This is a genomic window from Saccharopolyspora antimicrobica, assembly GCF_003635025.1.
GTDB classification, from domain to species: domain Bacteria; phylum Actinomycetota; class Actinomycetes; order Mycobacteriales; family Pseudonocardiaceae; genus Saccharopolyspora; species Saccharopolyspora antimicrobica.
Window position 1 is genome coordinate 2,800,306 of record NZ_RBXX01000002.1, and the last position, 26,387, is coordinate 2,826,692.

A 26,387-nucleotide genomic window follows, 5' to 3' on the forward strand; every position below is an offset into this window, starting at 1 on the left:
GGTGTTGTTGACTCCGGGCGTGAGCGCTCAGCAGCAGAAACGTCGTGCCCGTGTCCGTGCTCCCGAGCTGGTCGGGCGGCAGTGGTTGAACACCGGTGGGGAGGAGCTTCGGCTCAAGGACTTCCGGGGCAAGGTTCTCGTCCTGGACTTCTGGACGTTCTGCTGCATCAACTGCTTGCACGTGCTGGACGAGCTGCGGCCCTTGGAGGCCGAGTTCGCCTCCGAGGTCGTCACGGTGGGCGTGCACTCGCCGAAGTTCGAGCACGAGGCCGATCCCGCCGCGCTGGCCGCCGCCGTCGAGCGCTACGCCGTGCACCACCCCGTGCTCGACGACCCCGAGCTGACCACCTGGCAGCACTACGCCGTCAAGGCCTGGCCGACGCTCGTCGTGGTGGATCCCGAGGGGTACGTCGTGCACGTCGCCGCTGGTGAAGGGCACGTCGAGGCGCTGCGCAGCGTCATCACCGAGGTCATCGCCGAGCACGAGGCCAAGGGCACGCTGCACCGGGGCGACGGTCCTTACGTGCCGCCCGAGGCTCCCGCGACGACGCTGCGGTTCCCCGGCAAGGTCATCGCGCTGCCCAGCGGGAACCTGCTGGTGTCGGACTCGGCGAACCACTCGCTGGTGGAGTTCGCCGCCGACGGCGAGACCGTCGTGCGGCGGATCGGCACCGGTGCGCGCGGTCGGGCCGACGGGGCCGCTCCCGAGTTCTCCGAGCCGGGCGGGCTCGCGCTGCTGCCCGCGCCGCTGGCCGAGCAGGTCGGATACGACGTGGTCGTCGCCGACACCGTCAACCACCTGCTGCGCGGGGTGCGGCTCGCGGACGGGCACGTCACGACACTCGCCGGGACCGGTGAGCAGTGGCGCGACGGCAGCGACTCCGGCGCCGGGACGGAGACTCCGCTGACCAGCCCGTGGGACGTCGCCTGGTGGGAACCCGCCGGTGGCGTGGTGATCGCGATGGCGGGCAACCACACGCTGGGCCTGTTCGACCCGGTGTCCGGCGCGGTGCGGCGGTTCGCCGGGACCACCGTGGAAGGGCTGCGCGACGGCGCGGCCGAGGAGGCGTTCTTCGCCCAGACCTCCGGGCTGGCCGACGGCGGCGACCGGTTGTGGCTGGCCGACTCGGAGACCTCGGCGCTGCGCTGGGTGGAGGCCGCCGACGGCGGGTTCGCGGTGCGGACCGCGGTCGGCACCGGGCTGTTCGACTTCGGGCACGCCGACGGCCCCGCCGACCAGGCGCTCCTCCAGCACCCGCTGGGCGTGGCGGTGCTGCCGGACGGCTCGATCGCGGTCTGCGACACCTACAACGGCGCGATCCGGCGCTACGAGCCCGCGACCGGTGAGGTCTCCACGCTGGCGACCGACGTGGCCGAACCGTCCGGCGCCGCGGTGGTGGACGGCGAGCTGGTGGTGGTCGCCTCCGCCGCGCACCGGCTGGAGCGGCCGGTTCCGCCCGGTGTCGCCGCGCGGCTGGTCGAAGGGGCGTCGCAGCAGGTCAAGCGGCCCGCGACCGAGATCGCTCCGGGCGCGGTGGAGCTGGCGGTGGTGTTCACGCCGCCGCCCGGCACCAAGCTCGACGAGCGCTACGGGCCGTCGACCCGGCTGGAGATCAGCTCCTCGCCGGAGGGCCTGCTGCTGGAGGGCGCGGGCGTGGGCACCGACCTGACCCGTCGCCTGGTGCTGGCCGAGGGCGTCGAGCAGGGCGTTCTGCACGTGGTGGCGCAGGCCGCCAGCTGCGACGACGACCCCGCCGTCGAACACCCGGCCTGCCGCCTGACCAGGCAGGACTGGGGCGTTCCGATCAAGATCGCGGCGTCCGGCCCGACGCGCCTCCCGCTGGTGATGGGCGGCCTCGACACCGAGAGCTGAACCAGCCGGGGGCTCCGGGCCGTGTGGAGTTCGGAGCCGTGCGAACGGGCCGCCCGTCTCGGAGGGGGAGGCGAGGGCCCGTTCGCTCGGTGTCCGGCCCCCGTGATTGCTCCACCTGAGTGACGGTCCGCACGCGTTTCGTACGCCTGATCGGGTGGTGCCGCGGGCTCGTCGGGCACGGCGGGTCGTCGCCTCGCCCGGCGCGGACGCCCCCGGGAGCCGGTGTGCGGGGCGTTGGCAGAACGGCTCCGACCAGCTGAAACGTTGGTTCCGGTGGGGGTTGCCGGGTGCTGTGTCGGGAGGAGGTGCATAACACCTGCCCTGGCCGGTCGGTCATCCGGTGGCGGCAAGTAAACTTTTCGGGTGACCGATGCCAAGCTCGAAATCCAGATGCTGCACGACCGGGTCATGGTGCGCATCTCCCCGGAGTCCGGGGAGCGCCGCAGCACCGGCGGCATCGTGATTCCGGCGACCGCCCAGGTGGCCAAGCGGCTCGTCTGGGGCGAGGTCTTCGGCGTGGGCAGCCACGTGCGCACCGTCAAGGTCGGTGACCAGGTGCTGTTCAGCCCCGACGAGCAGTTCGAGGTCGAAGTCCAGGGCCAGGCCTACCTCGTGATGCGCGAGCGCGACCTGCACGCGGTCGCCAGCGAGCAGACCGAGCAGGGCACCGGGCTCTACCTGTAGTCGGCAACCCCGGTCGGTCGGCGACGGCCGGCGAACGCGCAGGAGCAGCGGCTCCAGACGCCCCCCACCGCACGACCGATCAGGAGAAGGGGAAGCGGTGCCGGAAAACCACGACCACCAGAGCGGTGCGGAGCCGTCCACCGAACGGCTCCACACCGGTTCGGACCAGCGCTCGAGCGAGCCGGAACGCGACGTCGAGCGGACCACCCGGATCCCTCCGGTGCCCGCGGCCGACGAAGGCACCCAGCGCATCCAGCCGACCGCCGAGCCCGAGTCGGACGCCGAGCGCACCGCGCAGATCGCCGCGCTGCCCACCGACTTCAGCAACTTCCCGATCGGCGAGACCCAGGCCATCCCGCAGGTCGCCGGTGGCTGGAGCGCGGCCGTCCCGCCGCAGTCGCCCGCCCAGCGCAAGAAGCGCGGCCTGATCCGCGCCGGGATCGCGGCCGGTGCCGCGGTCGGCGTGCTGGCCCTGCTCTACGTGGGCGACCTGGCCCTCACCAGCGGAACCGTGCCGCGCGGCACGGTGGTGGCCGGGGTCGCCATCGGTGGCATGGAACCCGCCGCGGCCGAGAGCGCGCTGAAGGCCGAGCTCGGCCCGGGCCTCGACCAGCCGGTGCAGCTCCAGGTCGCGGACCGCTCGACGACCATCAACCCGGCCGACGCCGGACTGCAGATGGACTGGTCGGCGACCGTGGCGGAGGCCGGTGAGCAGCCGCTGAACCCCTTCACCCGGATCGCCTCGCTGTTCAGCACGCGGGAGGTCGCGCCGGTCAGCCACGGCGACCGGGATCAGCTGGTGCAGGCGCTGGAGCAGACCCGCCCGCAGCTGGACCGCGAGCCCGCCGAGGGCACCATCCGCTTCGAGGGCGCCGAGCCCGTCGCTGTCGAGCCGGTGACCGGCCAGTTCATCGACGTGCAGCGGGCCACCGACGAGGTGCTCACGCACTGGGCCGAGGACGGTCCCGTGCAGGTGCCCTTCACCGAGAAGCCGGTCAGCACCACCGCGGACGGCGTGCAGCGGGCGCTGCGCGAGATCGCCCAGCCCGCGGTGAAGTCGCCGGTGACGGTGCGCGGCGAGGGCAAGAACGCGACGCTGGCGCCGGAGGCGATCGCCGCCGCGCTGCGGTTCGAGCCAGGCGTCGAGGGCGGCCTGAAGGCCAACATCGACCTGCCTAGCGTGATCGGCGCCGTCGAACCGCAGCTGGCCGACACCATCAAGCCCGGCAAGGACGCCGAGATCGTGCTCGAAGGCGGTCGGCCCGTGGTCAAGCCGTCCACCGACGGCATCGGGGTGAACTGGGACAAGAGCTTCGAGCGGCTCATGGACGTGCTGCGCGCCCCGCAGAACCGCTCGGTGCAGGCCGTCTACGAGCACCAGCCGGCGAAGTTCACCACCGAGCAGGCCGACAAGATGGGCATCAAGGAGGTCGTCGGCGAGTTCACCACCGGCGGCTTCGAACCGGCTTCCGGCGTGAACATCCGCCGCACCGCCGAGCAGGTCAACGGCGCGATCATCAAGCCGGGCGAGACCTTCAGCCTCAACGGCCACACCGGTCCGCGCGGAACCGCGCAGGGCTACGTGGAGTCCGGGATCATCCAGGACGGCCGGCCCGGGCGCGCGGTCGGCGGCGGCATCTCGCAGTTCGCCACGACGCTGTACAACGCCTCGTACTTCGCGGGCATGCAGGACGTCGAGCACAAGGCGCACAGCTACTACATCAGCCGCTACCCGGCGGGCCGCGAGGCGACGGTGTTCCAGAGCCCGAGCGGGGCGAGCATCATCGACGTCAAGTTCAAGAACGTCTCCAAGAGCGGCATCCTGATCACCACGACGTGGACGCCGTCCTCGATCACGGTGAAGCTGTGGGGCACCAAGCAGTTCGAGGTGTCCTCGCAGACCGGTGAGCGCACCAACCCGACGCAGCCGCACGAGAAGGTCGTGCCGCCGGGCGAGCCGTGCAGTCCGAGCAAGGGCTCGCCGGGCTTCACGGTGACCGACACGCGGACCATCCGCGACATCACCACCGGTCAGACCCGCAACGAGACCCAGCGCACGCGCTACGAGCCGCAGCCGATCATCCACTGCGGCGCCCCGCCGGCCTGACGGCGGGACGACCACCGGGACCACGGTTTCAGCTGGAGCCGTGGTCCCGGTCTTTTCGTCAGCGGGTGGTCTGGACGAGCAGCCCCGGGTGGTCGGTGCCGTCGATCGGCAGCGTCTCGACCTGCTCGAAGCGGAAGGCGTCCATCGCGAACACGTGCTGGACGCTGCCGTCGTCCTTGCGGTACCAGCCCTCCGGCACGCAGCCCTGGACGTCGGGCTCGCCGCCGGAGACCAGGCTCAAGTCCCCGCCCAGCACCGCTTGCGCGCCGAGCGCGGTCGCGACCCCGGACAGCTCGTGGCACTGGTCGGCCGCCACCCGGACGTCGGTCTCGGACAGGTGCGCGGTGCACGCCGAGACCTGCGAGTACGGCACGCACAGCAGCACGCGCTGCACGCCGCTGGCGTCCTGCGCGGCGAACTGCTGCTCGACCGGCTCTCCCGGCGCGCCCACGTCGGGGTGGGTCAGGATCGCCACGCCGAAGTCGCCGCGTCCGTTCCGGCACCTGGCCGGGTCGCCGGTGCTCGCGTCGCCGACCGGGGTGAACTCCCAGCGGTAGCCGGTCTCGCTGGTCATGCGGGTGATGTCGGACGCGCAGACCTCGTTGAGCGTCACCACGTCCGGCCGCCGCTGGTGGATGGCCTCGATCGCGGCGTCGACCGACCGGCCCGCGGAGAAGCAGGCCTCGTCGCCGCTGTTGCAGAGGTTGAGCTGGAGCACGTCGAAGGATCGAGGAGCCTGCGCGTGCGCAGCGGGCAGCACGGCGGTGAGCGCCGCGGCGAGCGCGGCCACCGCCCAGAGCACGGTCGAACGACGCAACATCGTGACCTCCTTCGGGATTCGCGCCGAACGGCGCGACACCCGTTGCAGTCTGCTCACCTGCGGATATTCCCTCGACCGCTGGATGGGGTAGTGGCGACTTCTCGACAGCCGCTGCGCCGGAGGCGTCACACGTGCCGATGATCTGTGCACGGAGGGTGATCACGAGTTCACGCGCGCACGGCGCCCGCGCGCCCGCGGAGTCCCCTGTTGACCAGTGGCGCGCGCCACATGAGACTGAGGGGCCACTCGGTCGGGATGGGCACATGTCCCACGGAAATGGGGGAGGTTCGGCGCAATTCCTTTCGCTGCTCCGCCACCGGGCCGCCAGGTTTGCCGATCCTGGCCGGTGCCGGTGACCGGGGCGGCGGGAAATTTTGATGGCTTCGCAACATTCGGCATTGGGATTACGACCGATCGGGTGGCACCATTCGAGAACTCAGGTCCTCACCTACTAGGAGTGACATCGTGGCGCGTCGCAGAACAACACGAGTGCTGGCCCTGCTGCCCGCTCTCGCCCTCGCCACCGCAGCCGCTGCGGGGTGCGCCGAGTCCACCACCGCGGGCGGCGGCACCGCGGACGGCGGGGTGGCGGTGATCGAGGCCGGCTTCCTCACCACCTGCACGCACATGGACTACAAGCCCTTCCAGTTCCACGACCAGGGCAAGATCGTCGGCTTCGACGTCGACCTCGTCGACGCGATCGCCAAGGACATGGGCCTCCAGCAGAAGATCGTGGACACCCCGTTCGAGGGCATCCAGTCCGGTGAGGACCTGAACACCCGGCGCTGCGACGTCGCCGCGGCGGCCATGAGCATCACGCCCGCGCGCGAGGAGAACTTCGACTTCTCCGACCCGTACTTCGACGCCACCCAGGCGCTGCTGGTCAAGAAGGGCCAGCCCATCCGCAGCCTGGGCGACCTGCGCGGCAAGAAGCTCGGCGTGCAGCTGTCCACCACCGGTGAGACCTACGCCAACGACAACAAGGACGCCAACGGCTTCGAGGTCGTGCAGTTCGAGGACCTGCCGCTGTCGGTGACCGCGGTGCAGACCGGCCAGGTCGACGCGGCGATCAACGACAACAGCGTGCTGGGCGACTTCGTCAAGAACAACCCGGAGGTGGAGATCACCACCGAGTTCACCACCGGCGACCAGTACGGCATCGGCATGGCGACCGACAACACGGCGCTGAAGGACCGCGTCAACGCCGCGCTGAAGAAGCTCAAGGACACCGGCGAGTACGACAAGATCTACGAGAAGTGGTTCGGCAAGAAGCCGGAGTGAGCTCGGCGTTCTCGAATTCTCAGCAGCGGGGTCGGCGGATGCTCCAACCGCCGGCCCCGAACACTGATCAGGAGACTTCATGACAACCGACACCGAGCGACCCAAGTCGAAGCTGGGCCGGCGGCAGCGGGCGAGGCTGAACCGGGGCATCCAGTACGCGGTGCTGGTCGTGGCCCTCGTCGTGGTGGCCGTGGTCGCGGACTGGAGCTCGATCGCGCGGGCGTTCTTCAACGTCGACGTGGCGATCGCGCAGTTCCCCGCGGTGATCACCACGGCGCTGGTGAACACCATCATCTACACCGCTCTCGGCTTCGCCTTCGGGCTCGCGCTGGGCGTCGTGCTGGCGCTGATGAAGATGTCGTCGGTCGGCCCCTACCGCTGGATCGCCACCGGCTACATCGAGCTGTTCCGCGGGCTGCCCGCGCTGCTGGTGTTCATCGCGCTCGGTTTCGGCGTGCCGATCGCCTTCCAGCTGCGGTTCGACATCTACTCCACCGCGATGCTCGCGCTCGGCCTGGTCGGCGCCGCTTACATGGCCGAGACCATCCGGGCGGGCATCCAGGCGGTGCCCAAGGGGCAGATCGAGGCGGCGCGCTCGCTGGGCATGTCGCCGGCCCGGACCATGATCACCGTGGTGATGCCGCAGGCGTTCCGGATCATCCTGCCGCCGCTGACCAACGAGCTGATCCTGCTGACCAAGGACTCCTCGCTGATCTACCTGCTCGGCCTGGCCAGCAACGAGTACGAGCTGGCCAAGTACGGCCGGGCGGCGCTGAACGAGTACGCCTCGCTGACACCGCTGCTGATCGCCGGGCTGTGCTACCTGATCATCACCATTCCGCTGTCGCGGGTGTCGAACCTGCTGGAGCGCAAGTACGGCGGCGCGGTGCGGACCAAGGGCGGCCACGGAGGTGCCGGGGCATGACCAGTCCGTGTCAACTCCAGTCCCGCTCGACCGCACCGCAGGGGAACGTGACGCACAAGAAACCGCGAAACGCGAGAGCTATTCCGAACGCAATCACCACTGTGGATCGCGGAGAGGCGGGACTGTGATGATCGAGATTTCCGGACTGGCCAAGTCGTTCGGTTCGCTCGAGGTGCTGCGCGACGTCGATCTGCAGGTCGAGCGCGGCGAGGTGGTGTGCGTGATCGGCCCGTCCGGGTCCGGCAAGTCCACGCTGCTGCGCTGCGTGAACCTGCTGGAGGAGCCGACCGCGGGCAAGGTCGTGGTGGACGGCACCGAGCTCACCGACCCGGACACCGACCTGGACGGCGCGCGGCGGCACGTCGGCATGGTGTTCCAGCAGTTCAACCTGTTCTCGCACCTGCCCGTGCTGGACAACCTGACGATCGCGCAGCGCAAGGTGCTGGGGCGCGACAAGAAGACCGCGGAGAAGATCGCGCGGGAGAACCTGGAGCGGGTCGGGCTGGCCGAGAAGGCCGACGCGATGCCCGCGCAGCTCTCCGGTGGTCAGCAGCAGCGGGTCGCGATCGCGCGGGCGCTGTCGATGAACCCGAAGGTGATGCTGTTCGACGAGCCGACCTCGGCGCTGGACCCGGAGCTGGTCGGTGACGTGCTCGGCGTGATGCGCCAGCTCGCCGACGAGGGCATGACGATGCTGGTGGTGACCCACGAGATGCAGTTCGCCCGGGAGGTCGCCGACCGGGTGCTGTTCATGGACGGCGGCGGGATCGTCGAGCAGGGCCCGCCCGCGGAGGTCATCGGCAACCCGAAGGAGGAGCGCACCCGCACCTTCCTCGCCCGGGTCCTCGACCCCACCCACACCCACCCGCAAACCCCTGCGGAGTAACGGAATCCCGTCGCCCGCAGCGCCCACCGGGGCCCGGAGCGACGCAATTTCAATGGAAATCAGACGTCCGATTTCCATTGAAATTGCGGAAGTCGTCCCTGCCGTCGGCGTGTCGTTCTTGCGACACGCCGACGGTTTGTTTCACGTGGAACCGTCCGGTTAGGCCGTTCGGCTGCATTGCTGGTCCGTTCGCAACCGTCATTCGTGGTCGCACGTCGGAGTTGTCGGGGTAGCAGATCGACTACCTTTCGTGTGGAGCAACGAAACGGGACACGGTCGGGGGAACTGGTGGCGGTCGTCAAGCCGTGGGAGAGCAACGGTCCGCTGACCGCGGCCGAGCAGCGGTTCGAGGAACTGCTGCGGCAGAGCCGGGGCGACCGCGCGGCACCGGACACCGGTCGACCGCTGGACGTGCACGCCGTCAACCACGACCCGGACCGGGTGATCCGCGGCGAGTACCTCAGCCGCCGCCTGGTGGAGTCGCTCGACGAGACCGGCTGGCGGCCCTTCTCCCGGCGCACCGGCCAGCAGCCGGTCATCGCCATCGAGAACGCGGTGATCACCGGGCGCGTCGACCTGCGGGCCACCGATCTGCCGTACCTGCTGGAATTCGTCCGCTGCCGGTTCGAACTCGTCCCCGACCTCCGGCAGGCCTCCATCGCCGGGCTGGTGCTCTGGCACTGCCGACTGCCCGGCCTCAACGCCCGGAACCTCACCACCAGCAACGACACCGTGCTGCGCCACTGCCTCAGCACCGGTGGCATCGACCTGGCGGACGCGCAGCTCGGCGGCTCCCTGCTGTTCAACGACTGCGAGCTGCGCAACCCCGGCGGCCGGGCCGTCTACGGCGACCGGCTGGCGGTCTCCGGCGCGCTGCTCGGGCTGCGGCTGCAGACCTCCGGCGAGATCCGCATCCCCGGCGCGAAGGTCGGCGGCAACCTCAACCTCTCCGGCGGCGCGCTGCGCAACCGCGGCCGGATCGCCTTGAACGCCAACGGGATCCAGATCGGCGGCAGCCTGCGCTGCGACGTCGATCCGCTGACCCGGCGGCCGTTCACCGTGGCCGGAGTGCTGTACCTGCCCAGCGCGCACATCGCGGGTGACGTCCGGCTTCGCGACGCGGTGCTCGAACCCGGCGTGATGCCGCCGCGGCGCGGCGATTCCAAGCACGACGACCCGACCAGCACGCTGATCTTCGACCGCGGCGACATCCGCGGTGACGTGCAGATCGACCAGGGCTTCCGCAGCGGCGGCACCATCCGGATGGTCAGCGCGCGGATCGGCGGTGACCTGCGGATGGCCGGCGCGAACATCGACCTGGGCTGGTCGCGGTCGGCGAAGGCCGCGGTGGAGCAGCCGCTGCGCGCGCTGCACATCGACGGCACCGAGGTGCTCGGCAACGTGGACGCCTCGCGCGTCGACCTGCACGGCCAGGTGCGGATGGTCGACGTCCGGGTGGCGGGCAGCTTCCAGCTCAACCGCGCGCGGCTGCGCGGACCGCGCACCGACGTGGTGCAGGCCAGCCGGATCAACGTGGGCAGCAACCTGGACTGCCGGGAGACCGACATCTCGGGCTCCGTCCAGCTGCAGGGCGCCCGGATCGGCGCCAACGTCGACCTGCGCTCGGCGCAGCTGACCAAACCCGCGTGGCACCGGCACAAGATGGCCTACAAGCCGTCGGTCGACCTGCGCGCCGCGCAGATCGCGCGCGACCTGGTGTGCGCGGCGGGCAACCGGCCGTTCCTGGCCGAGGGCGAGGTGCAGCTGCGGCGCGCGGAGATCGGGCGGCAGGCCAACTTCCTGGGCTGCCGGCTCGGCGACGGCTCCAGCCGCAACGCGATCAACGCGTTCGGCCTGGTCGTGCAGGAGTTCACGCTGCTGCCGGAGACCGCGCCGCAGGGCCGGATCATGCTGCGGCAGGCGCAGTGCGAGCTGCTGGCGGACAACTCGGAGCTGTGGGCGGCCTCCGGCGGCGTGGACGTCGAGGACTTCACCTACGACAACTTCACCGAGACCATCGAGCCCACCGACCGCGCCACCGTGCTGGAGCGGCTGGGCTGGCTGCGCGCCAACTCCGGCGGCCGCTACCAGCCGGGGCCCTACGACCAGCTGGCGAAGGTGTTCCGCGGCAACGGCAACGAGGAGCACGCGGTCACCGTGCTGATCGAGAAGCAGCGGCGCCGCTACCAGGCGATCGCGGCGGCCACCCGGCCGGTCTTCCGGTTGCCGGTGCGGCTGTGGAGCATGCTGCAGCTGGTCACGGTGAGCTACGGCTTCCGCCCGCTGCGCGCGCTGATCTGGCTGGTCATGCTCACCGCGGCGGGCACCAGCTGGTTCAGCTTCCACGAGCTGGTGCCGATCAACGAGGAGGACCACCCGGTGTGGAATCCCTTCCTGTACACGGTCGACCAGCTGGTGCCGATCATCAACCTGGGCCACGACGTGATGTGGCGGGCCGAGGGCAACTCGGAGTGGATCACGGTGGTCCTGATCGCGGCGGGCTGGATCCTGGCGACCACGGTCGCAGCGGGCATCACCCGAGCGCTGCGCCGCGACCCGTGACGGGAGGCGGCGTCGATTTCGCGCCGGGCGCGGAGCCCACACCTGGGAATTCGGGCTCTGGTACGGGGTTCGGTGGAGTGCACCCGACGGAAGGGTGAAATCCCGGGCCGGAGCGGATCAGCCGTGCTAGATCAGGTTCGCCCCTGTTCAGCCACGGCACGGAGGTTCGCGTGGTCCGATTCCGTCGTCTCCCCCAACTCGCCTTCGCCCTAGCCACCGCGGCAGCCCTGCTCGCCCCGGCCGCGCACGCGGCCGACGACTTCGAGTACGTCGCGCTGGGCGATTCCGCCGCAGCCGGCCCGCTCATCCCGAACCAGGATCCGAACCTGCTCTGCTTCCGCTCCGAGATGAACTACCCGCAGGTGGCGGCCTCGCTGATCGGCGCGGACCTCGTCGACGTGACCTGCTCCGGCGCGAAGATCGACGACTTCTCCCAGCGCCAGTACGGAATCCTGCCGCCGCAGTACGACGTGCTCAGCCGCCGGACCGACCTGGTCACGGTCACCATCGGCGGCAACGACGTGCAGCTGGTGCAGGCTGCGGTCTCCTGCGTGAACCTGCTGCCCGAGCCGCTCGGCAAGTCCTGCGCGGACCGCTTCACCGCGGGCGGGCGCGACGAGCTGGGGTCGCGGATCGACGCGCTGGTGCCGAAGGTGGACGAGATGCTCGCGCAGATCCGCTACCTGGCGCCGAACGCCGAGGTGGTGCTCGTCGGCTACGGAACCTACCTGCGGCCCGGCGGTTGTTATCCGGTGCAGCCGATGTGGCCGCGGGACGCCGACTACGTCCAGTCCAGTGTGGACAAGCTCAGCGCGATGCTGCGGGAGCGCGCCGAAGCGCACGGCGCCGGGTTCGTGGACCTGGGCCCGGTGAGCGTGGGCCACGACACCTGCGCGGCCCCGAAGGACAAGTACTTCGAAGGCCTGGTCCCGACATCGGAAGCCGCACCGCTGCACCCGAACGCCCGCGGCATGGCGGCCTTCGGCCGAGAAGTGGCGAACGCGGTCTCCGACCACCGAGCCTGAGGTGACCAGCAGAAAGCCCCCGCGCGCACGGGGGCTTCTTGCTGGGCGTCAGGAGGCGAGGTTCTCGCAGAGGTGCGCGGAGAAGATCGCCTGCGCTCGGGTGTCGCCCAGTTCGCGGGCGATGCCCAGACCGCGCCGGGACAGCTCGGTCTGCGCCTCCCGGTCGCCGAGGCGGTGGTGGAAGCGCTCCAGCGACAGCGCCAGGTGGCACGCCCGCGCGTGCTCGCCGCGCGAGATCGCCAGTTCGAGCACCCGGTGCAGGTTGGTCTCCTCCGCCCGGAACCAGCTCAGCGCCGCCTGCGCGGTGCGGACATCGGGCAGCTCGGTGGGAGCCGGCGACACCCAGCGGTGCCACGGGGAGTCCACGACGAACCGCAGGCCGCGGTCGGCGATGTGCATGTAGTGCTCGAGGAGCCTGGTGAAAGCGGCGTTGCGCTCCGGCACCGGATCCTCCTGGCCGATCCCCACCGCGTAGAGCCGGACCAGGTCGGACCACCGGTAGCGGCCCTGGCCGCTCTCCTGCAGCAGGTGCACCGAGGCCAGCTGCTCCAGCTGGGACTGGGTCTCGTGCGCTGCGGCGCCCGCGAGCGCAGCGGCCGCCAAGCAGTCGATGCTGTCACCGGGGTGCTCGCCCAGCAGCCGGAACAGCCGGGCCGATGCGGGCTCGAGCCAGCGGTAGCTCGCGGCCAGGGCGGTGCGGACGCCTTCGCCGGAATCCGGCAGCGAGAGGGTGTCCAGCCGGTGGCGATCGTTGGCGGTGGCGGCGACCAGCGAGCGGATCGTGCGGTTCGGGGCGCGCGCCGCGGCGATCCGCAGCGCCAGCGGGAGCCGGTCGCACAGCTCGGCGAGCTCGGCGGCGGCGTCCGGCTCGGTGTCGATCCGCTTGGCGCCGAGGACGGTCCGGAGCACGTCGACGGCCGCTTCGCGGCTCAGCGGGGACACCGGGATCTGCACCGCGCCGGCGATGGCGGCGAGACCGTTCAGCCTGCTCCGGCTGGTCACCAGCACCGAGCAGCCGGCACCGGGCAGCAGCGGGCGGACCTGCGCGGCCGAGCGCGCGTTGTCGAGGACCACCAGCATCCGGCGGCTGGACAGCATCGAGCGGTACAGCGCGGCGCGCTCGTCGGTGTTGTCCGGGATGCGGGCCTCGGCGACGCCGAGCGCGCGGAGGAAACCGCCCAGCACGTGGCCGGGTTCCACCGGATCGGCCTCGGCGATCCCCTGCAGGTCGGCGAACAGGCAGCCGTCCGGGAACTGCGCGGCCGACCGGTGCGCCCAGCGCAGCGCGAGCGCCGTCTTGCCGACGCCGGCCGGTCCGGTGAGGATCTGCACGGCGCCGTCGCCGCGGGTCCGGTCGAGCTGCGCCAGTTCGTCGGCACGCCCGACGAAACCGGTGCTCTCCCTGGGTAGTTGTGCCGGTGCGGAGGGTGGTTCGGACTCCTCCGCGGCGCTGAGCACGCCGTGGAACGCGGCCTGCAGCGCGGGACCGGGGACGACGCCGAGCTCCTCGGCGAGCCGGGTCCGCGTCGCGTGGTAGACGTCGAGCGCCTCGGCCTGCCTGCCGGCCTGGTGCAGGCTCAGCACCAGCAGTTCCACCAGGGGTTCGCGCAGCGGCCGCATCGCCACGGCCTCGCGCAGCGGGTTGATCCCCTCGGCCGCGCGGCCGATCCGGTGCAGCCGCCAGGCCAGCTCGTGCACCGCGTTGATCATGGACTCGTCCAGCCGGTCCACGACCTCCCGGCGCAACCGCTCGGCCGAGACGTCGGCCAGCGGCGACCCGCGGTGCAGGGACAGCGCGGTGTCCAGCAGTTCGACGGCTTCGGCGTCGGGCGCGTCGCGGGCGGCGGCGACCAGGTCCTCGAACTGCGTCATGTCGACCGCGGAGCGCGGCGCGCGCAGCTGGTAGCCGGGCGCGCGGGTGACGAGTTCGACACCGTCGCCGAGGTCCTTGCGCAGCTGCGCGACGTGGCCCTGCAGGGCGGCTTTGGCGGTGGGCGGCGGCGCGCCCTCCCACGCCAGGTCCATCAGCCGGTCCGCGGAGACGACGCGGTTGAGCTCGATGGCCAGCGCGGCGAGGATGCTGCGCCGCTTGGCCGCGCCGATCGCGGCCGCACTGCCGTCGGCCCGCAGCATTTCCACAGGCCCCAGCAGGCGTATTCGCAGTTGTGTTGGTGTTCTGGGGGAAGACATCCGCTCTCGTTCGAGTGCTCTACCGGGCGCGCTCGCCTCGCCACCCCACGAGTTGGTGCGACGTTGGTGCGACGTTGGCGGCGGTTGCCAGCATAGTGCGGTGATGTTGTGGCTGGGGGATTCATGAGCGAACCCGAGGAAGTCCAGGCGGTCCAGAACCTGGAGCGCTCCGCCGTGGGTGTGAAGCGGTTGCGCCAAGCGGTGGAATCGCAGCAGCTGCGCTTGGACCCGGCGGCGGGCGAGCAGATCCGCATCGCGCTCGAGGACCAGATGTCCAAGGTGGACACCTGGGTGTCCAGGGCGGGCGGTCTCACCGTGAACGCCCCGCTGGGCGAGAACCCGGTCGCGGAGGCGATGGCGACGAAGTTCGCCAATCGGGCCGAGGGCACCGGTCGTTCGTTCAACGATGCGCTGAGGAAGTACCGCGAGGTGCTCGAGGAAGCGCGGGACGCGATCAACGCGGCCATGCGCACCTACGAGCGTGCCGACGAGTACGCGGCGGATTCGTTCCGCAAGATCGCCGATGACGCGTTCCAGCGCCCCATGTGATGGCGCCGTTGCTGGGGCTCACCTGCCGCAGCCGAGGGGATGAAAGCCTGAGATGACCGAGCCGAAAGCCAAGCTTGGCCAAGACGTCGTTCTGACGGAGACGCAGAACTGGGCCTCGCGCAGCCACGACGAGCTCTACGCGGCGGTGCACAACAACAACGACCCCGGCCGGGTCGGGCAGCTGGCCGACGAGTGGAAGTCGCTGAGCAGCGACATCGACGAGTCCTCGCAGCGGATGTCGGAGCAGCTGCGGTCCACCGAGTCGGGCTGGCAGGGCGAGGCGGCCGACGCGGCGCGCGCGGCGATCCAGCAGCTGGTCGACTGGAACACCGACGCGGGTGCGACCGCGGGCACGCTGTCGGAGCGGATCGGCACCCAGGGCCGGATCATGGAGGTCGCCAAGACCGAGATGCCCGAGCCGGTCAAGGGCAAGGAGAACCTGGCCGCCGCGCTGATCGGCACCTACACCGCGGGCAACCTCGAAGGCTTCATGCGGGCCACCGTGGACCTGCAGATCCACGAGGCCAAGGCCGCCGACTCGCACGAGCGCGCCGTCCAGGTCATGTCCTGGATGGAGAACGAGTCCCGCAACATCGACCAGGACACGCCGAGCTTCGAGCCCCCGCCGAACCCGGTGGAGAAGATGCAGCTGGTCGCGGCGAAGCGCGTGCTGCCCAGCGTCGAACCGCAGCAGCAGGGCACGCCGATGGAGGATTCCGTGCCCGCCGGAGCGCCGGGTGGGCCCGGCGCACCAGGTGGGGTGCCGGGTGTGCCGGACAGCACCGTCGCGGCCAGTGCCGGTGGCCCGGGCGCGCCCGGTGGCGTGCCCGGCGGTCCGGGCGGAGTTCCCGGTGGCCCCGGCGGCGTGCCGGGTGGCCCCGGAGCGCCCGGCGCCCCGAACATGCCGCCGCTGGGCGGGGTGCCCGGTGGCGTTCCCGGGAAGCCCGGTGGGATCGACGGGCCGACCAAGGCGATGCCGATGCCCAAGCTCGGCGGGATCGACGGCCCGACCAAGGCGATGCCGATGCCGAAGATGCCGCCGCTGGGTGACGTCACCGGCTCGACGCCGCAGGGCACTAATCCGCAGAGCACGAACCCGCAGAGCTTCAGGCCGCCGAACCTGCCCCCGGTTCCGGGCGGCGGCGGGGATCACCAGTACCAGCCGCGGTCGTTCGGCGACGTTCCGCCGGTGCCGGGCACCGGCTGGCCCAACAACCGGCCCGGCAACACCAACCGGCCGGGCGGTCCGGGCAACAACCCGACCAGCGGCCCCCAGCCGTGGCGTGGCCCGCTCCCGCAGATCCCGACCGGTGGTGGCCCGAGCGGTGGCCCCGTCGGCACCGGCCCCGGTGGGCCCGGTGGGTTCCGCGGCGGCCCGGTTCCGCCGGTCCCGGGTGTCGGCGGCGGCGCGGGCGGCGCCGGTGGTTTCGGCGGCGGTGGCGCTGGCGGCGGCTCGTCCAACATGACCCCCGGTGGTACCTCGGGCACCGGACGTCCTGGTGAGGGCGGTTTCGGCGGCCGCGGCATGGGCGGTGCGCCCGGCACGCCGGGTGCTGCCGGCGCGGCCGGGATGGGTGCCGGCCCGATGGGCGGCGCCGCCGGTCAGCGCGGCCGCGGTGAGGACGACAACGAACGCCGGGCGAAGTACGTGCAGGGCGGCCAGATCGTCGAGGTGCCCGGCGCCGACCTGCCGCCGCCGGTGATCGGCGAGGGCAAGCGGAAGAAGCGGGACAAGGAATGACGACGACAACAGCGCCGAACTTCGTGCTGTCGGCCGCCGAGTACGACCTGGTCAACGACGCGCTCGGCTTCGGCCGCCCGAAGTTCCCGCTACGGGTGCCCAGTCTGGGCCGGACGATGGAGGAACGCGCCGACCTCGCCGCCGACGCGTTCCGCGCGCTGGCGGGCCGCGGCCTCGCGAAGGGCGACGAGCTCGACGAGGACCTGGTGGCGATGCTCCGGCTGCTGGTCGAGCACGACACCTCGGTGGACGCGGTCGGACACCTCGGTGCCCCGGTGCAGGCCTTCGCGGCGGTCACCCGGCGTTCCGGCGTGCTGGCCCAGCTGGCGGACGACCAGCTGCTGCTGACCGAGATCCGGCCCACCGCGCTGGCCCTGGCCGCGGTGAGCGTGCTGCCGCCCGGCGAACCCGGCGGCAAGCGCACGCTGTCGCTGCGCAAGGAGCAGCTGAACAAGGCGCTCGAAGAGGACGAGGACGACCCGTTCGGCGGGGACTACGACGACGAGACCGCGCTCGTCCGGGCCGGGCTGTCCGGATCTGAGGCCGCGGCACTGGCCGAGCTCGTCGAAACACGCGTCGGTGGCGGGCAGTTCGGCGTCACGCACCGGGGCGAGCGGCAGTCGACGCTGGTCACCTGGTTCGACACCAACGAAGGCCGGTACCTGATGGTCAGCGAAGGCGACTGGCTGAGCATCGCCCCGGCAGACAACCGCCGCATCGAGCACCGCCTGGCCGAAGTCCTGGGCAAACTCGACTGACGAGCTGAAGAGGTACAGCCATGACGTTCCAGGTCGAAGCCGAGGACCTGACCGCGCACGCCAGCCACCTGGACGGCCTGGCCGACCGGTTCGACACCGCGATCTCCGCGGCCGAAACGGCGATGTCCGACGACGCCTACGGTCTGCTGTGCTCGTTCCTGCCGCCCATCATCAACCCCACCGAGGAGGAGGGGATGGCGGCGCTCAAGGCCGCCAAGGAGGGCGTGACCACGACGGCGGACAACGTGCGCCAGACGGCCAAGGAGTACCAGGAGACCGACGAGGCGGGCGCGGACAACTTCGGCAAGTTCGACGACGCGGTGCGGGTCAAGGAATCCGCCGTGGCGCAGCTCGGCGTCCCGGCCGTTGCTGGCGGTGCGTCGGGAACCGCTCCGACCGGCTTCAACATGGGCGAGCCCGCGGGCACGACGGCCTCCGGGTACAACGCGCAGTCCGGCGGCGCGGGCCAGGCCATGCCGCAGGAGTTCGCCGGACGTGCGGCATCCGGACCGGCGATGAGCTCGGACTCGGACTCGGCGGGGCAGATGACTCCCGCTTCGTACGCGGAACCGAGGCAGGCACCCGAGGGCTTCCAGCGGGCGGAACTGAGGCAGATGTCGGAGCCGATGCAGGCCGAGCCGCGGCAGATGGCCGAGCCCTTCCAGCGGGCTGAAGGTGCTCAGCGGTACGAGCCTCGGCAGATGGCCGAGCCCGCGCACCTGACCGAGCCGAGGCAGATGGCGACACCGGCGTCGTTCTCCGGGCCGTTGCACGCGGTGCAGCAGGGAGTTCCGGCTGGGGATTCGGAGGCGTTGCGGCCGATGAACCAGGGTGCTCCGGCGTCGTATTCGGAGCCGTTGCACGCGGTGCAGCAGGGGATTCCGGCTGGGGATTCGGAGGCGTTGCGGCCGATGAACCAGGGAATCCCGGCGTCCTACGACGCACCTGTCCGGAATCGCGAGGCCTGATCGGCGCAGGAGCGGGTCGAACCGCTGAGGTAACACCGCCACCCCGAGCCGGGGCAGCAGGCGGTTCGCAGATGAAGAGTTCTTTGGAGGAAGTGCGATGCCGGGCCAGAACCAGGGCGGCTTCGCTGCGATCGGGGCCGACCCGGACGAAGCGGAGCGGCGGATCCAGGAGTGGGCGAAGGGCTTCGAGGAGAAGGCCCAGCGCTACCAGGCCGTGCAGGCCGAGACCGAGCAGCTGCGGCTGACCGCGACCAGCGACGGCGGCCACATCAAGGTCACGGTGCGCGCCGACGGCAGCGTGACGGACCTGGAGTTCACCGACAAGGTCCGCTCGCTGCCGCCTAGGGAGCTGGCCAGCCAGATCCTGTCCACGATGCACCGCGCGCAGGCCGACATCGCCAACAGGGTCGGCGAGACGATGGCGGCCCACCTCGGCGACGAGGACCTGCAAACGCGCACGATGATGCTGGACAACCTCCGCGAGCGCTTCCCCGAAGAGCCCGAGGACGAGTCGGCCGAGCCGGAGGTCTCCTCGAAGTGGGACGCCCCGGCCGATGAGGAGCCGACGCCGTCTCCGCCGCCGCCCGCGCCGCCGGTCGCCGGACCGAATCCGCCTGCGGCACCGAAGAAGCGGCCCAACTTCGAAGACGACGACGACCCCGACTTCGACGACCCCGACTTCGACCCGCTGCGGGACTGATCGGCCGAAGCCGTCCGTGACGTTGCCCTGATCTGATCCTGGAGTGTGCCGTGACTAATCCGCTGGTGGCGGAGCGCGAGGATTCGACGAAGTCGTTCAGCGGCGTGCCGATCCTGGAATCCATCGACGAGACCAAGAAGGCCATCGAGTCCGGCGATTGGGCGTCCGGTGTGATGGGCGCAGTCGGCACCGGCCTGGATGCGCTGTCCATGGCGCTGGATCCGTTCGGGTCGATCCTGGCGGCCGGTGTCGGCTGGTTGATGGAGCACGTCGGTCCGCTGTCAGATGCGCTGGATGCGTTGACGGGCGATGCGGATCAGATCAAGGCGCACTCGGAGACGTGGAAGAACGTCGCCGCCGAGCTCGGTGAGATCAACACCGAGATGGCCAGTCTCGTCAGCAGCGACACCGCGAACTGGGTCGGCGCGGCCGGTGATGCGTACCGGAAGCAGAGCGAGGACACCGGAAAGCTCATCGAGGCGGCGCAGAAGGCGGCCGAGGGCGCCTCGGAGGGTGTCGGCACCGCGGGCGAGGTCGTGGCGGCGGTGCGCACGTTGGTGCGCGACATCATCGCCGACCTGGTCGGGAGCCTGATCTCCTGGGCGCTTCAGGTGCTGGCGACCTTGGGCCTGGCGATGGCCTGGGTGGTTCCGCAGGTCGTGGCGGCGGTGGCCAAGACGGTCGCGAAGATCGCCGATGTCACCACGAAGCTGGTCAAGGCGATGAAGTCGCTGGGCAAGCTGATGAAGAAGCTCGGCGACGGCTTCGGTGATGCGAAGAAGGCCCTCGACAAGATCAAGAAGAACAAGGGCGGCTCCGGCAACAAGCCCGACAGCCCGGCGCCGACCCGCTCGACGGGCAACGGAGACACTCCGCGGAGCGGACCGGGCGGGGACGTTCCGCGGAGCGGCCCGGCGTCGACCCGGTCCATGGGCAACGAAGACGCTCCGCGGAGCGGACCGGGCGGAGACACTCCCCGAAGCGGTGCTCCGCAGGGTGCTTGGGGCCAGGGCCCGCCGAGGCCGCAGGGTGCTTGGGGTCAGGGTCCGCCGAGGCCGCAGGGCGGAAATCGTCCTGCCCAAACCAACGCCGCGAACGCGAACCCGCCTGCGAACAACCCGCCTGCGAACAATCCGCCTGCGAACAATCCGCCAGCCAACAACCCACCTGCGAACAACCCGCCCGCGAACAACGGCGCGCAGAACAATCCGCCTGCGAACCAGCCGCCACCGTGGCGGCCGCCGACCCTGGTCACGCCGAGGCCACCCGGTCGTGAGGGAAGAATCCCCAACCACGTCCACAATCACTCCGCTCGCGGGGAGTACCACCAGTACGGGCCGGTCGAGACGGTGTCCGGCGGACACGTCCGGCAGAACGACATCGTGACCCCGAACCCCGATCCGAACAGGTTCGGCAACGGGGTGTCCAACAGCAACTACACCGGCAACAACATCGAGAACCTGCAGAACCCGAAGATCGACTTCGGCCAGCACGGCCAGATGGACAAGACCCAGTCGGACAACTCGGGCCTGTTCCCGCCGGGGATGAACGACCGTCAGACCGCGCAGGTCGCCAACACCGCGTGGAACAACGGAGGCACGCGCTACGGCAGTTACCCGCCCGGCCCGACGGGGTCGTTCTACAACGACGTGCGGATCAACGGTGGGCCGTACGACGGCAGGACCATCACGATCGAGGGCAACTACAGGACCAATCAGCAGGGCCTGAAGGTGCCGACCAACTACTACGCCACGGGCATGAACTAGCAGGTGGATGAGTTGACCATGTTCGGGATCGGGGATTCGATCCACTTCACCTTCGACGAGCACCGCAGGCAGCGGATCTCCGTTCCGGAGCCGTTCCTCCCGCTGGCGGCCTGGCTGCACACCGATGTCCAGCCGAACCTCGCCGCCCTGGACGGTCTCATCGAGCAGCTCCGGCACTGCAGGCAGATCGAGCGCAGGCTGCTCGGCAACGGTTGCTCGATCGACTTCGTCAACGACGTGGTGCTCCTGGAAAGCCTCTACCGCACGTGGCAGCGGTGCGTCATCCCGCAGTCGCTGTTCTGGCCGGTGCTCGACGGGCTGCGCAACTTCCTCATCGGCACCGCCGCCGAGCCCGGGCTGGCCAGGCCCGCTGGCCTGCCGGAACCGACGAGGATGACGACCGAGGTCCCGGCCCGCAACAACCAATCGCCGCACCTCGTGGACCACACGTACTTCCCGGTCTCGTGGTCCGAGCAGGAGGTCGCGCAGGCCGGCGACGGGGCCTGGGCCTCACCGGAGCTGATCTACGACCAGGCCACCGGAGCCTGGTCGGGGATGTGGCGCGGCATGGAACTGGCGGGCTACTACGACGTGGCCACGGGCGAGGCGTTGACGTACTTCCCGGTCCTGTCCCCCTGATCCCGCTGGCCAGAGCCCTGGCCGGATGTCGTGCGAATCGGCGGCGGTCCTGATCCCAACCTGTTGCCGAACGGTCTCTCCGTACTGATTTCGAGGTGTTGTCGTGAGTAATCCACTGGTGGCGGAGCGGAAGGATTCGACCGAATCCTTCAGCGGTGTCCCGATCCTGGAATCGATCGATGAGACCAAGAAGGCGATCGAGTCCGGCGATTGGGCCTCCGGTGTGATGGGCGCGGTCGGTACCGGCCTGGATGCGCTCACGATGGCGCTGGACCCCTTCGGGTCGATCCTGGCGGCCGGTGTCGGCTGGCTGATGGAGCACGTCGGTCCGCTGTCGGACGCTTTGGACGCGCTGACCGGTGATGCGGATCAGATCAAGGCGCACTCGGAGACGTGGAAGAACGTCGCTGCCGAGCTCGGTGAGATCAACACCGAGATGACCAACATGGTCAACAGCGATGTCGCCGACTGGGCCGGGGAAGCGGCGGATTCCTACCGCAAGCGCAGCGAGGACACCGGCAAGCTGATCGAGGCGGCCAAGAAAGCGGCCGAAGGTGCGTCAGAGGGCATCGGCACGGCGGGTGAAGTCGTGGCGGCGGTGCGCACGCTGGTGCGCGACATCATCGCCGAGCTGGTCGGTCACCTCGTGTCGTGGGCGTTGCAGGTTCTGGCCACGCTGGGCATCGCGATGGCCTGGGTGGTTCCGCAGGTCGTGGCGGCGGTGGCCAAGACGGTCGCCAAGATCGCCGATCTCACCACGAAGCTGGTCAAGGCGATGAAGTCGCTGGGCAAGCTGATGAAGAAGCTCGGCGACGGCTTCGGCGACGCGAAGAAGGCCCTCGACAAGATCAAGAAGGACGAAGGCGGCTCCGGCAACAAGCCCGACAGCCCGGCCCCGACCCGCTCGACGGGCAACGAGGGAAGCGGTTCCAGGGGTGGCTCCGGCGACAACTCCACCTCGAACGGCAACAACGGCCCGGCGTCCACTCATTCGCAGAGCGCGAACGGCTCCTCGTCCGACCGGTCCGGGGGCAACAGCGATTCGCAGAGCACCAACCGCTCGCTCGGTGACAGCGGATCACCGGGTCCGAACTCCCCGTCCTCGACGGGAGTTCCACCTGCCCGGACCAACCCGGCCGGAACCGGGAGCAACTCCCGCGGCACCGGCGGTGACCTGCGGAGGGCATCCAGCGATTCGCAGACACCGGGCCGGGACGTCGACAAGCGCCGGTGCGCGACCGACCCGGTCGACATCGCCACTGGCGAGATGGTGCTGGCGCAGGTCGACGTGGAGATCGCCGCAGCACTGCCGCTGATCCTGCGGCGCACGCACCTGTCCTCCTACCGGGTCGGGCTGGTTTTCGGCGCCTCCTGGTCGTCCACGCTGGACCAGCGACTGGAGATCGGCAGCGCGGGTGTTTCCTTCGCCGCCGACGACGGGAAGCTGTTGTTCGCCCCGACCCCGGCGCCGGGCGAGACGGTGTCGTTCGAGGGCTCGCCCAACACGCTCACCAGGCACGACAACGGCGGCTGCACGGTCATGCTGGTCGGTGAGGGGCATGCGCTGCACTTCGCCCCCGGTGACGAGATTCTCCGGCTGACCGGCATCACCGATCGCCACCGCAACCTCGTCCACTTCGAGTACGACGAAGCGGGCACTCCGGTCGAGATCCGGCACAGCGCTGGTTTCCGCATCCGGGTGGAGACCGAAGACGGGCTGGTCACCGCACTGCACCTCCGGGGCGCGGCCGACGGCGAGGATCTGCCGCTGATGCGGTACGCCTACACCGGTCGGCGGCTGACTTCGGTGATCAACGCGTCCGGTCAGGCGCTGAAGTTCGACTACGACGCCGCGGGCCGGATCACCGGCTGGACCGACCGCAATGGCATCTGGTACCGCTACACCTTCGACGGGGCAGGCCGCTGCGTTCGCACCGAAGGCGTCGGCGGCTTCCTGAACGGCACGTTCGAGTACGCCGGTGACGTCACGCACTACACCGATTCGCTCGGCCACACCAGGACCTTCCACCTCAACGACGCGAAGCAGACGATCCGCGAGGTCGACCCGCTGGGCAACGAGACGGTGTTCGAGTGGGACGCCCACGACCGGCTGCTTTCCCGGACCGATCCCCTGGGCCGCACCGTCAAGTACGACTACGACGAGGCGGGCGAGGTCACGGCGATCACCCGGCCCGACGGCAGTCGGCAGCTGATCGAGTACGACGACCGCCGGCTGCCGGTGACAGTTGTCGACCCGGACGGTGCGGTGAGCCGCCGGGAGTACGACGAGAACGGAAACCTCACCGCGGTGACCGATCCCGCCGGGGCGGTGACGGTCTACGCCTACGACGAGCGGGGCGTGCTGGTCAGCATTACCGACGCGCTGGGCAACGTGCGCCGGATCGAAACCGACGCCACGGGTCTGCCGGTGTCGGTCACCAACCCGCTCGGTGCGGCTACGACCTACCGCCGGGACGCCTTCGGCCGGGTGGCCGAGGTGGTCGATCCGGTGGGCGGTACGACCAGGTTCGGCTGGACGGTCGACGGTCGGCTCGCCTGGCAGACCCGGCCGGACGGCAGCACCGAGCGCTGGATCCGCGACGGGGAGGGCAACGTCCGAACCCAGGTCGACCGGCTCGGACGGGCCACGACGACCGAGACGACGGCTTTCGACCTGCCCTCGGTGGAGACCGGCCCGGACGGCGTCAAGCGGGAGTTCCGCTATGACACCGAGCTGCGGTTGATCGCGGTCACCAACGAGCGGGGCGAGGTCTGGCGGTACGAGTACGATCCGGCCGGGAACCTGGTGCGGGAGACCGACTTCGGCGGTCGTGCGGTGTCGTACCAGTACGATGCGGCCGGGCAACTGGTGGAGCGCACCAACGGCGCGGGTGAGACCGTCCGGTTCGCCTATGACCTGCTCGGCAACCTCGTGGAACGCCGCAGCGCGACGGCGACGGCGACCTTCACCTACGACCTGATGGGACGGCTGGTCGGCGCCGCCAACGACACCACCCGGCTGACGTTCGAGCGCGACCGGCTCGGGCGCGTGCTGGCCGAGACGGTCAACGGTCGTACCGTCGCGTCGGTCTACGACCTGTTGGGGCGGCGAGTGCGGCGGCGGACGCCGTCGGGTGCGGAGAGCACCTGGGAGTACGACGCCGCGGATCGGCCGGTCGCTCTGCACACGGCCGGTCGCACGCTGGGGTTCGCCTACGACGCTGCGGGCCGCGAAGTGCGGCGCACGCTGGGAACCGGCGCACTGCTGACGCAGGCATGGAACGCCAACCACGGGCTTGCCTCGCAGACCCTGGTCGGCGCCGGTCGCACGATCCAGCAGCGCTCCTACGCCTACCGGCCGGACGGTGCGCTGGTCGGTGTCCGCGATCAGCTGAGCGGCGAGCGCACCTTCGAGCTCGACCTCGCGGGCCGAGTCACCGCCGTCAACGGTCCACAGTGGACCGAACGCTACGCCTACGACCCGGCGGGCAACCTCGCGTACGCCGATTGGCCGAGGTCGGGTGCCCCGGACGACGCGGCGGTGGGCGCTCGGGACTACGCGGGAGCGCTGATCACCCGCGCCGGGAACACCCAGTACGCGCACGACGCCGAAGGTCGCATCACAGCTCGGCGGATCCAGCAGGCAACCTGGAGCTACAGCTGGAACGCCGAGAACCAGCTCACCGGTGTGGTCACCCCGGACGGGCAGCGCTGGCGCTACATCTACGACCCGCTCGGTCGCCGCGTCGCCAAGCAACGCCTCCAGCCGGATGGCAGCGCCGCCGAGCACGTCGACTTCACCTGGGACGACAGCCTGCTCGTCGAGCAGGTGCACAACGGGACGAGCGCCACCGTGTGGGAGTGGGAACCCGACAGCTACCGCGTGCTCGCCCAGACTGAACGCCTGGCCACGCCGAACATGCCGCAACAATGGGTCGACCAGCGTTTCCACGCCATCGTCACGGACCTCGTCGGCACCCCGGCGGAGCTGGTCGATCCGGACGGCAACCTCGCCTGGCACGTGGACACCGCACTCTGGGGAACCCTGAGGACAGCGCCCGGTCACGCCTACACACCGCTGCGGTTCCCCGGTCAGTACCACGACCACGAGACCGGTCTGCACTACAACCTCAACCGCTACTACGACCCGACCACCGGGCGGTACACCTCCCACGACCCCCTCGGCCTCGCCCCTTCGCCGAACCCGCACGCCTACGCGCCCAACCCGACCGGCTGGATCGACCCGCTCGGCCTCATGAACTGCAGCGCAGGCAGTTCATCGGGTGGCACTGGTGGCAACGGCGGGCTGAACAACCCGCAGCTGCGGCCGAATCCGCAGCGGCCGCAGTGGATGTTCCGCGGCGACACGCGACCGGTGAACGGACCCGATGGTCTCTTCCAGAACGGGCTGACGTCGTGGGGGAAGAACTACGACCTGCCGCACCACGTGCACGGTGGTAGCGGTACCAACGACTCCGGGTACGTCTCGCTCACCTCCGATCCCAACGTCGCGCACCAGTTCGGGCTGTACCCCGACGGCGGCCCCGTGATCCAGCAGGACGGCAAGCACTACCTCTCGATGTCCGGGCAGGTCTTGAAGATCCAGTCCACGGACAACCTGATCCACACGGGTTCGCAGAACCTCCCGCCGGACCTGGCGCAGCGGATGGCGAAGCAGAAGGAGTGGGACGCGGTTCATCACGTCGCTCCGGAGAACGTCCACAGCTCGGTGACCGTTCACGGATACTTCCACCAGCGCAACGACGAGAAGTTCGCGCTGCCCGGTTCGTTGACGGTGACCGAGGACGTCAACCCGAACTTCGTCAACAACCATCCCGGTTACAACCCGCACGCCGATCCGAACAGCGGTTTCACCCCGAACACGGATCTCAACCTGCGCGGCAGGAGGTAGG

17 protein-coding genes and 1 pseudogene are annotated in these 26,387 nt (G+C 70.3%); 16 read left to right on the plus strand and 2 right to left on the minus strand.

Features of this window, described 5'->3' with window-relative positions; translation table 11 throughout:
* Positions 1-19: 19 nt before the first annotated feature.
* The 3 genes from ATL45_RS13755 (at position 20) to ATL45_RS13765 (ending at position 4,664) form a co-directional block, all read left to right on the plus strand.
* Complete coding sequence (locus tag ATL45_RS13755) at positions 20-1,873, plus strand: NHL domain-containing thioredoxin family protein (RefSeq protein WP_093150987.1); 1,854 nt, start codon at positions 20-22, stop codon at positions 1,871-1,873.
* 363 nt (positions 1,874-2,236) lie between these two features.
* Positions 2,237-2,557 carry a GroES family chaperonin gene (locus ATL45_RS13760; protein ID WP_093150989.1) on the plus strand — a complete coding sequence of 107 codons (321 nt, stop codon included), beginning with the start codon at positions 2,237-2,239 and terminating at the stop codon, positions 2,555-2,557.
* 97 nt (positions 2,558-2,654) lie between these two features.
* Positions 2,655-4,664: a VanW family protein gene (locus ATL45_RS13765; protein WP_093150993.1), complete on the plus strand. Its 2,010-nt coding sequence runs from the start codon at positions 2,655-2,657 to the stop codon at positions 4,662-4,664.
* 58 nt (positions 4,665-4,722) lie between these two features.
* Here the strand turns inward: ATL45_RS13765 and ATL45_RS13770 are convergent, their stop codons facing one another.
* A complete protein-coding gene (locus ATL45_RS13770) occupies positions 4,723-5,484 on the minus strand; it encodes an endonuclease/exonuclease/phosphatase family protein (protein ID WP_093150997.1) in 762 nt (253 codons plus the stop codon).
* 465 nt (positions 5,485-5,949) lie between these two features.
* On the opposite strand from ATL45_RS13770, the gene ATL45_RS13775 reads away from it, so the two are divergent.
* The 5 genes from ATL45_RS13775 to ATL45_RS13795 all read left to right on the plus strand — a co-directional run bounded on the left by ATL45_RS13775 (position 5,950) and on the right by ATL45_RS13795 (position 12,163).
* Positions 5,950-6,765 (plus strand): ABC transporter substrate-binding protein, encoded by an 816-nt coding sequence (locus ATL45_RS13775; RefSeq protein ID WP_246025325.1) that lies wholly within the window; start codon positions 5,950-5,952, stop codon positions 6,763-6,765.
* A gap of 79 nt (positions 6,766-6,844) precedes the next feature.
* Entirely contained in the window at positions 6,845-7,690 is an 846-nt protein-coding gene (locus tag ATL45_RS13780) for an amino acid ABC transporter permease (protein WP_093151000.1), read from the plus strand.
* Between the two features lie 127 nt (positions 7,691-7,817).
* Positions 7,818-8,576: an amino acid ABC transporter ATP-binding protein gene (locus ATL45_RS13785; RefSeq protein WP_093151002.1), complete on the plus strand. Its 759-nt coding sequence runs from the start codon at positions 7,818-7,820 to the stop codon at positions 8,574-8,576.
* Positions 8,577-8,864: 288 nt separating this feature from the next.
* Positions 8,865-11,138 (plus strand): oxidoreductase, encoded by a 2,274-nt coding sequence (locus tag ATL45_RS13790; protein ID WP_093151005.1) that lies wholly within the window; start codon positions 8,865-8,867, stop codon positions 11,136-11,138.
* A gap of 170 nt (positions 11,139-11,308) precedes the next feature.
* Complete coding sequence (locus tag ATL45_RS13795) at positions 11,309-12,163, plus strand: SGNH/GDSL hydrolase family protein (protein ID WP_246025326.1); 855 nt, start codon at positions 11,309-11,311, stop codon at positions 12,161-12,163.
* A gap of 48 nt (positions 12,164-12,211) precedes the next feature.
* On the opposite strand, the gene ATL45_RS13800 is transcribed toward ATL45_RS13795, so the two are convergent.
* Positions 12,212-14,296: an AfsR/SARP family transcriptional regulator gene (locus tag ATL45_RS13800; RefSeq protein WP_246025327.1), complete on the minus strand. Its 2,085-nt coding sequence runs from the start codon at positions 14,294-14,296 to the stop codon at positions 12,212-12,214.
* A 180-nt stretch (positions 14,297-14,476) separates the two neighbouring features.
* Between ATL45_RS13800 and ATL45_RS13805 the strand changes: the two genes are divergently transcribed.
* The 8 genes and pseudogenes from ATL45_RS13805 to ATL45_RS13840 all read left to right on the plus strand — a co-directional run bounded on the left by ATL45_RS13805 (position 14,477) and on the right by ATL45_RS13840 (position 26,386).
* A complete protein-coding gene (locus tag ATL45_RS13805) occupies positions 14,477-14,902 on the plus strand; it encodes a hypothetical protein (RefSeq protein ID WP_093151008.1) in 426 nt (141 codons plus the stop codon).
* 52 nt (positions 14,903-14,954) lie between these two features.
* Positions 14,955-16,643, plus strand: coding sequence for a PPE domain-containing protein (locus ATL45_RS13810; RefSeq protein WP_093151010.1), 1,689 nt, complete (start codon positions 14,955-14,957; stop codon positions 16,641-16,643).
* Positions 16,640-17,401, plus strand: a complete 762-nt coding sequence (locus ATL45_RS13815; RefSeq protein WP_093151017.1) for an ESX secretion-associated protein EspG — start codon at positions 16,640-16,642, stop codon at positions 17,399-17,401. Before ATL45_RS13810 ends, ATL45_RS13815 begins: the two co-directional genes overlap by 4 nt.
* Before the next feature lie 20 nt (positions 17,402-17,421).
* Positions 17,422-17,703 (plus strand): annotated as a pseudogene (locus ATL45_RS40155) (type VII secretion target); the annotation flags it as partial.
* Between the two features lie 763 nt (positions 17,704-18,466).
* Complete coding sequence (locus ATL45_RS13825) at positions 18,467-19,069, plus strand: YbaB/EbfC family nucleoid-associated protein (RefSeq protein WP_093151025.1); 603 nt, start codon at positions 18,467-18,469, stop codon at positions 19,067-19,069.
* 50 nt (positions 19,070-19,119) lie between these two features.
* On the plus strand, positions 19,120-20,835 hold the full coding sequence (locus ATL45_RS40160) for a WXG100 family type VII secretion target (RefSeq protein WP_177241946.1): 1,716 nt from the start codon (positions 19,120-19,122) through the stop codon (positions 20,833-20,835).
* A 12-nt stretch (positions 20,836-20,847) separates the two neighbouring features.
* Positions 20,848-21,474: an EndoU domain-containing protein gene (locus ATL45_RS13835; protein WP_121505339.1), complete on the plus strand. Its 627-nt coding sequence runs from the start codon at positions 20,848-20,850 to the stop codon at positions 21,472-21,474.
* A 103-nt stretch (positions 21,475-21,577) separates the two neighbouring features.
* Positions 21,578-26,386 (plus strand): RHS repeat-associated core domain-containing protein, encoded by a 4,809-nt coding sequence (locus ATL45_RS13840; RefSeq protein WP_246025328.1) that lies wholly within the window; start codon positions 21,578-21,580, stop codon positions 26,384-26,386.
* Position 26,387: the final 1 nt, after the last annotated feature.

Bases quoted from the DNA above. Each gene is read 5' to 3' on its own strand.
- ATL45_RS13770 (WP_093150997.1), bottom strand. From the start codon at position 5,484: ATGTTGCGTCGTTCGACCGTGCTCTGGGCGGTGGCCGCGCTCGCCGCG.
- ATL45_RS13780 (WP_093151000.1), top strand. From the start codon at position 6,845: ATGACAACCGACACCGAGCGACCCAAGTCGAAGCTGGGCCGGCGGCAG.
- ATL45_RS13785 (WP_093151002.1), top strand. From the start codon at position 7,818: ATGATCGAGATTTCCGGACTGGCCAAGTCGTTCGGTTCGCTCGAGGTG.
- ATL45_RS13800 (WP_246025327.1), bottom strand. From the start codon at position 14,296: ATGCTGCGGGCCGACGGCAGTGCGGCCGCGATCGGCGCGGCCAAGCGG.
- ATL45_RS13805 (WP_093151008.1), top strand. From the start codon at position 14,477: ATGAGCGAACCCGAGGAAGTCCAGGCGGTCCAGAACCTGGAGCGCTCC.
- ATL45_RS13810 (WP_093151010.1), top strand. From the start codon at position 14,955: ATGACCGAGCCGAAAGCCAAGCTTGGCCAAGACGTCGTTCTGACGGAG.
- ATL45_RS13815 (WP_093151017.1), top strand. From the start codon at position 16,640: ATGACGACGACAACAGCGCCGAACTTCGTGCTGTCGGCCGCCGAGTAC.
- ATL45_RS13825 (WP_093151025.1), top strand. From the start codon at position 18,467: ATGCCGGGCCAGAACCAGGGCGGCTTCGCTGCGATCGGGGCCGACCCG.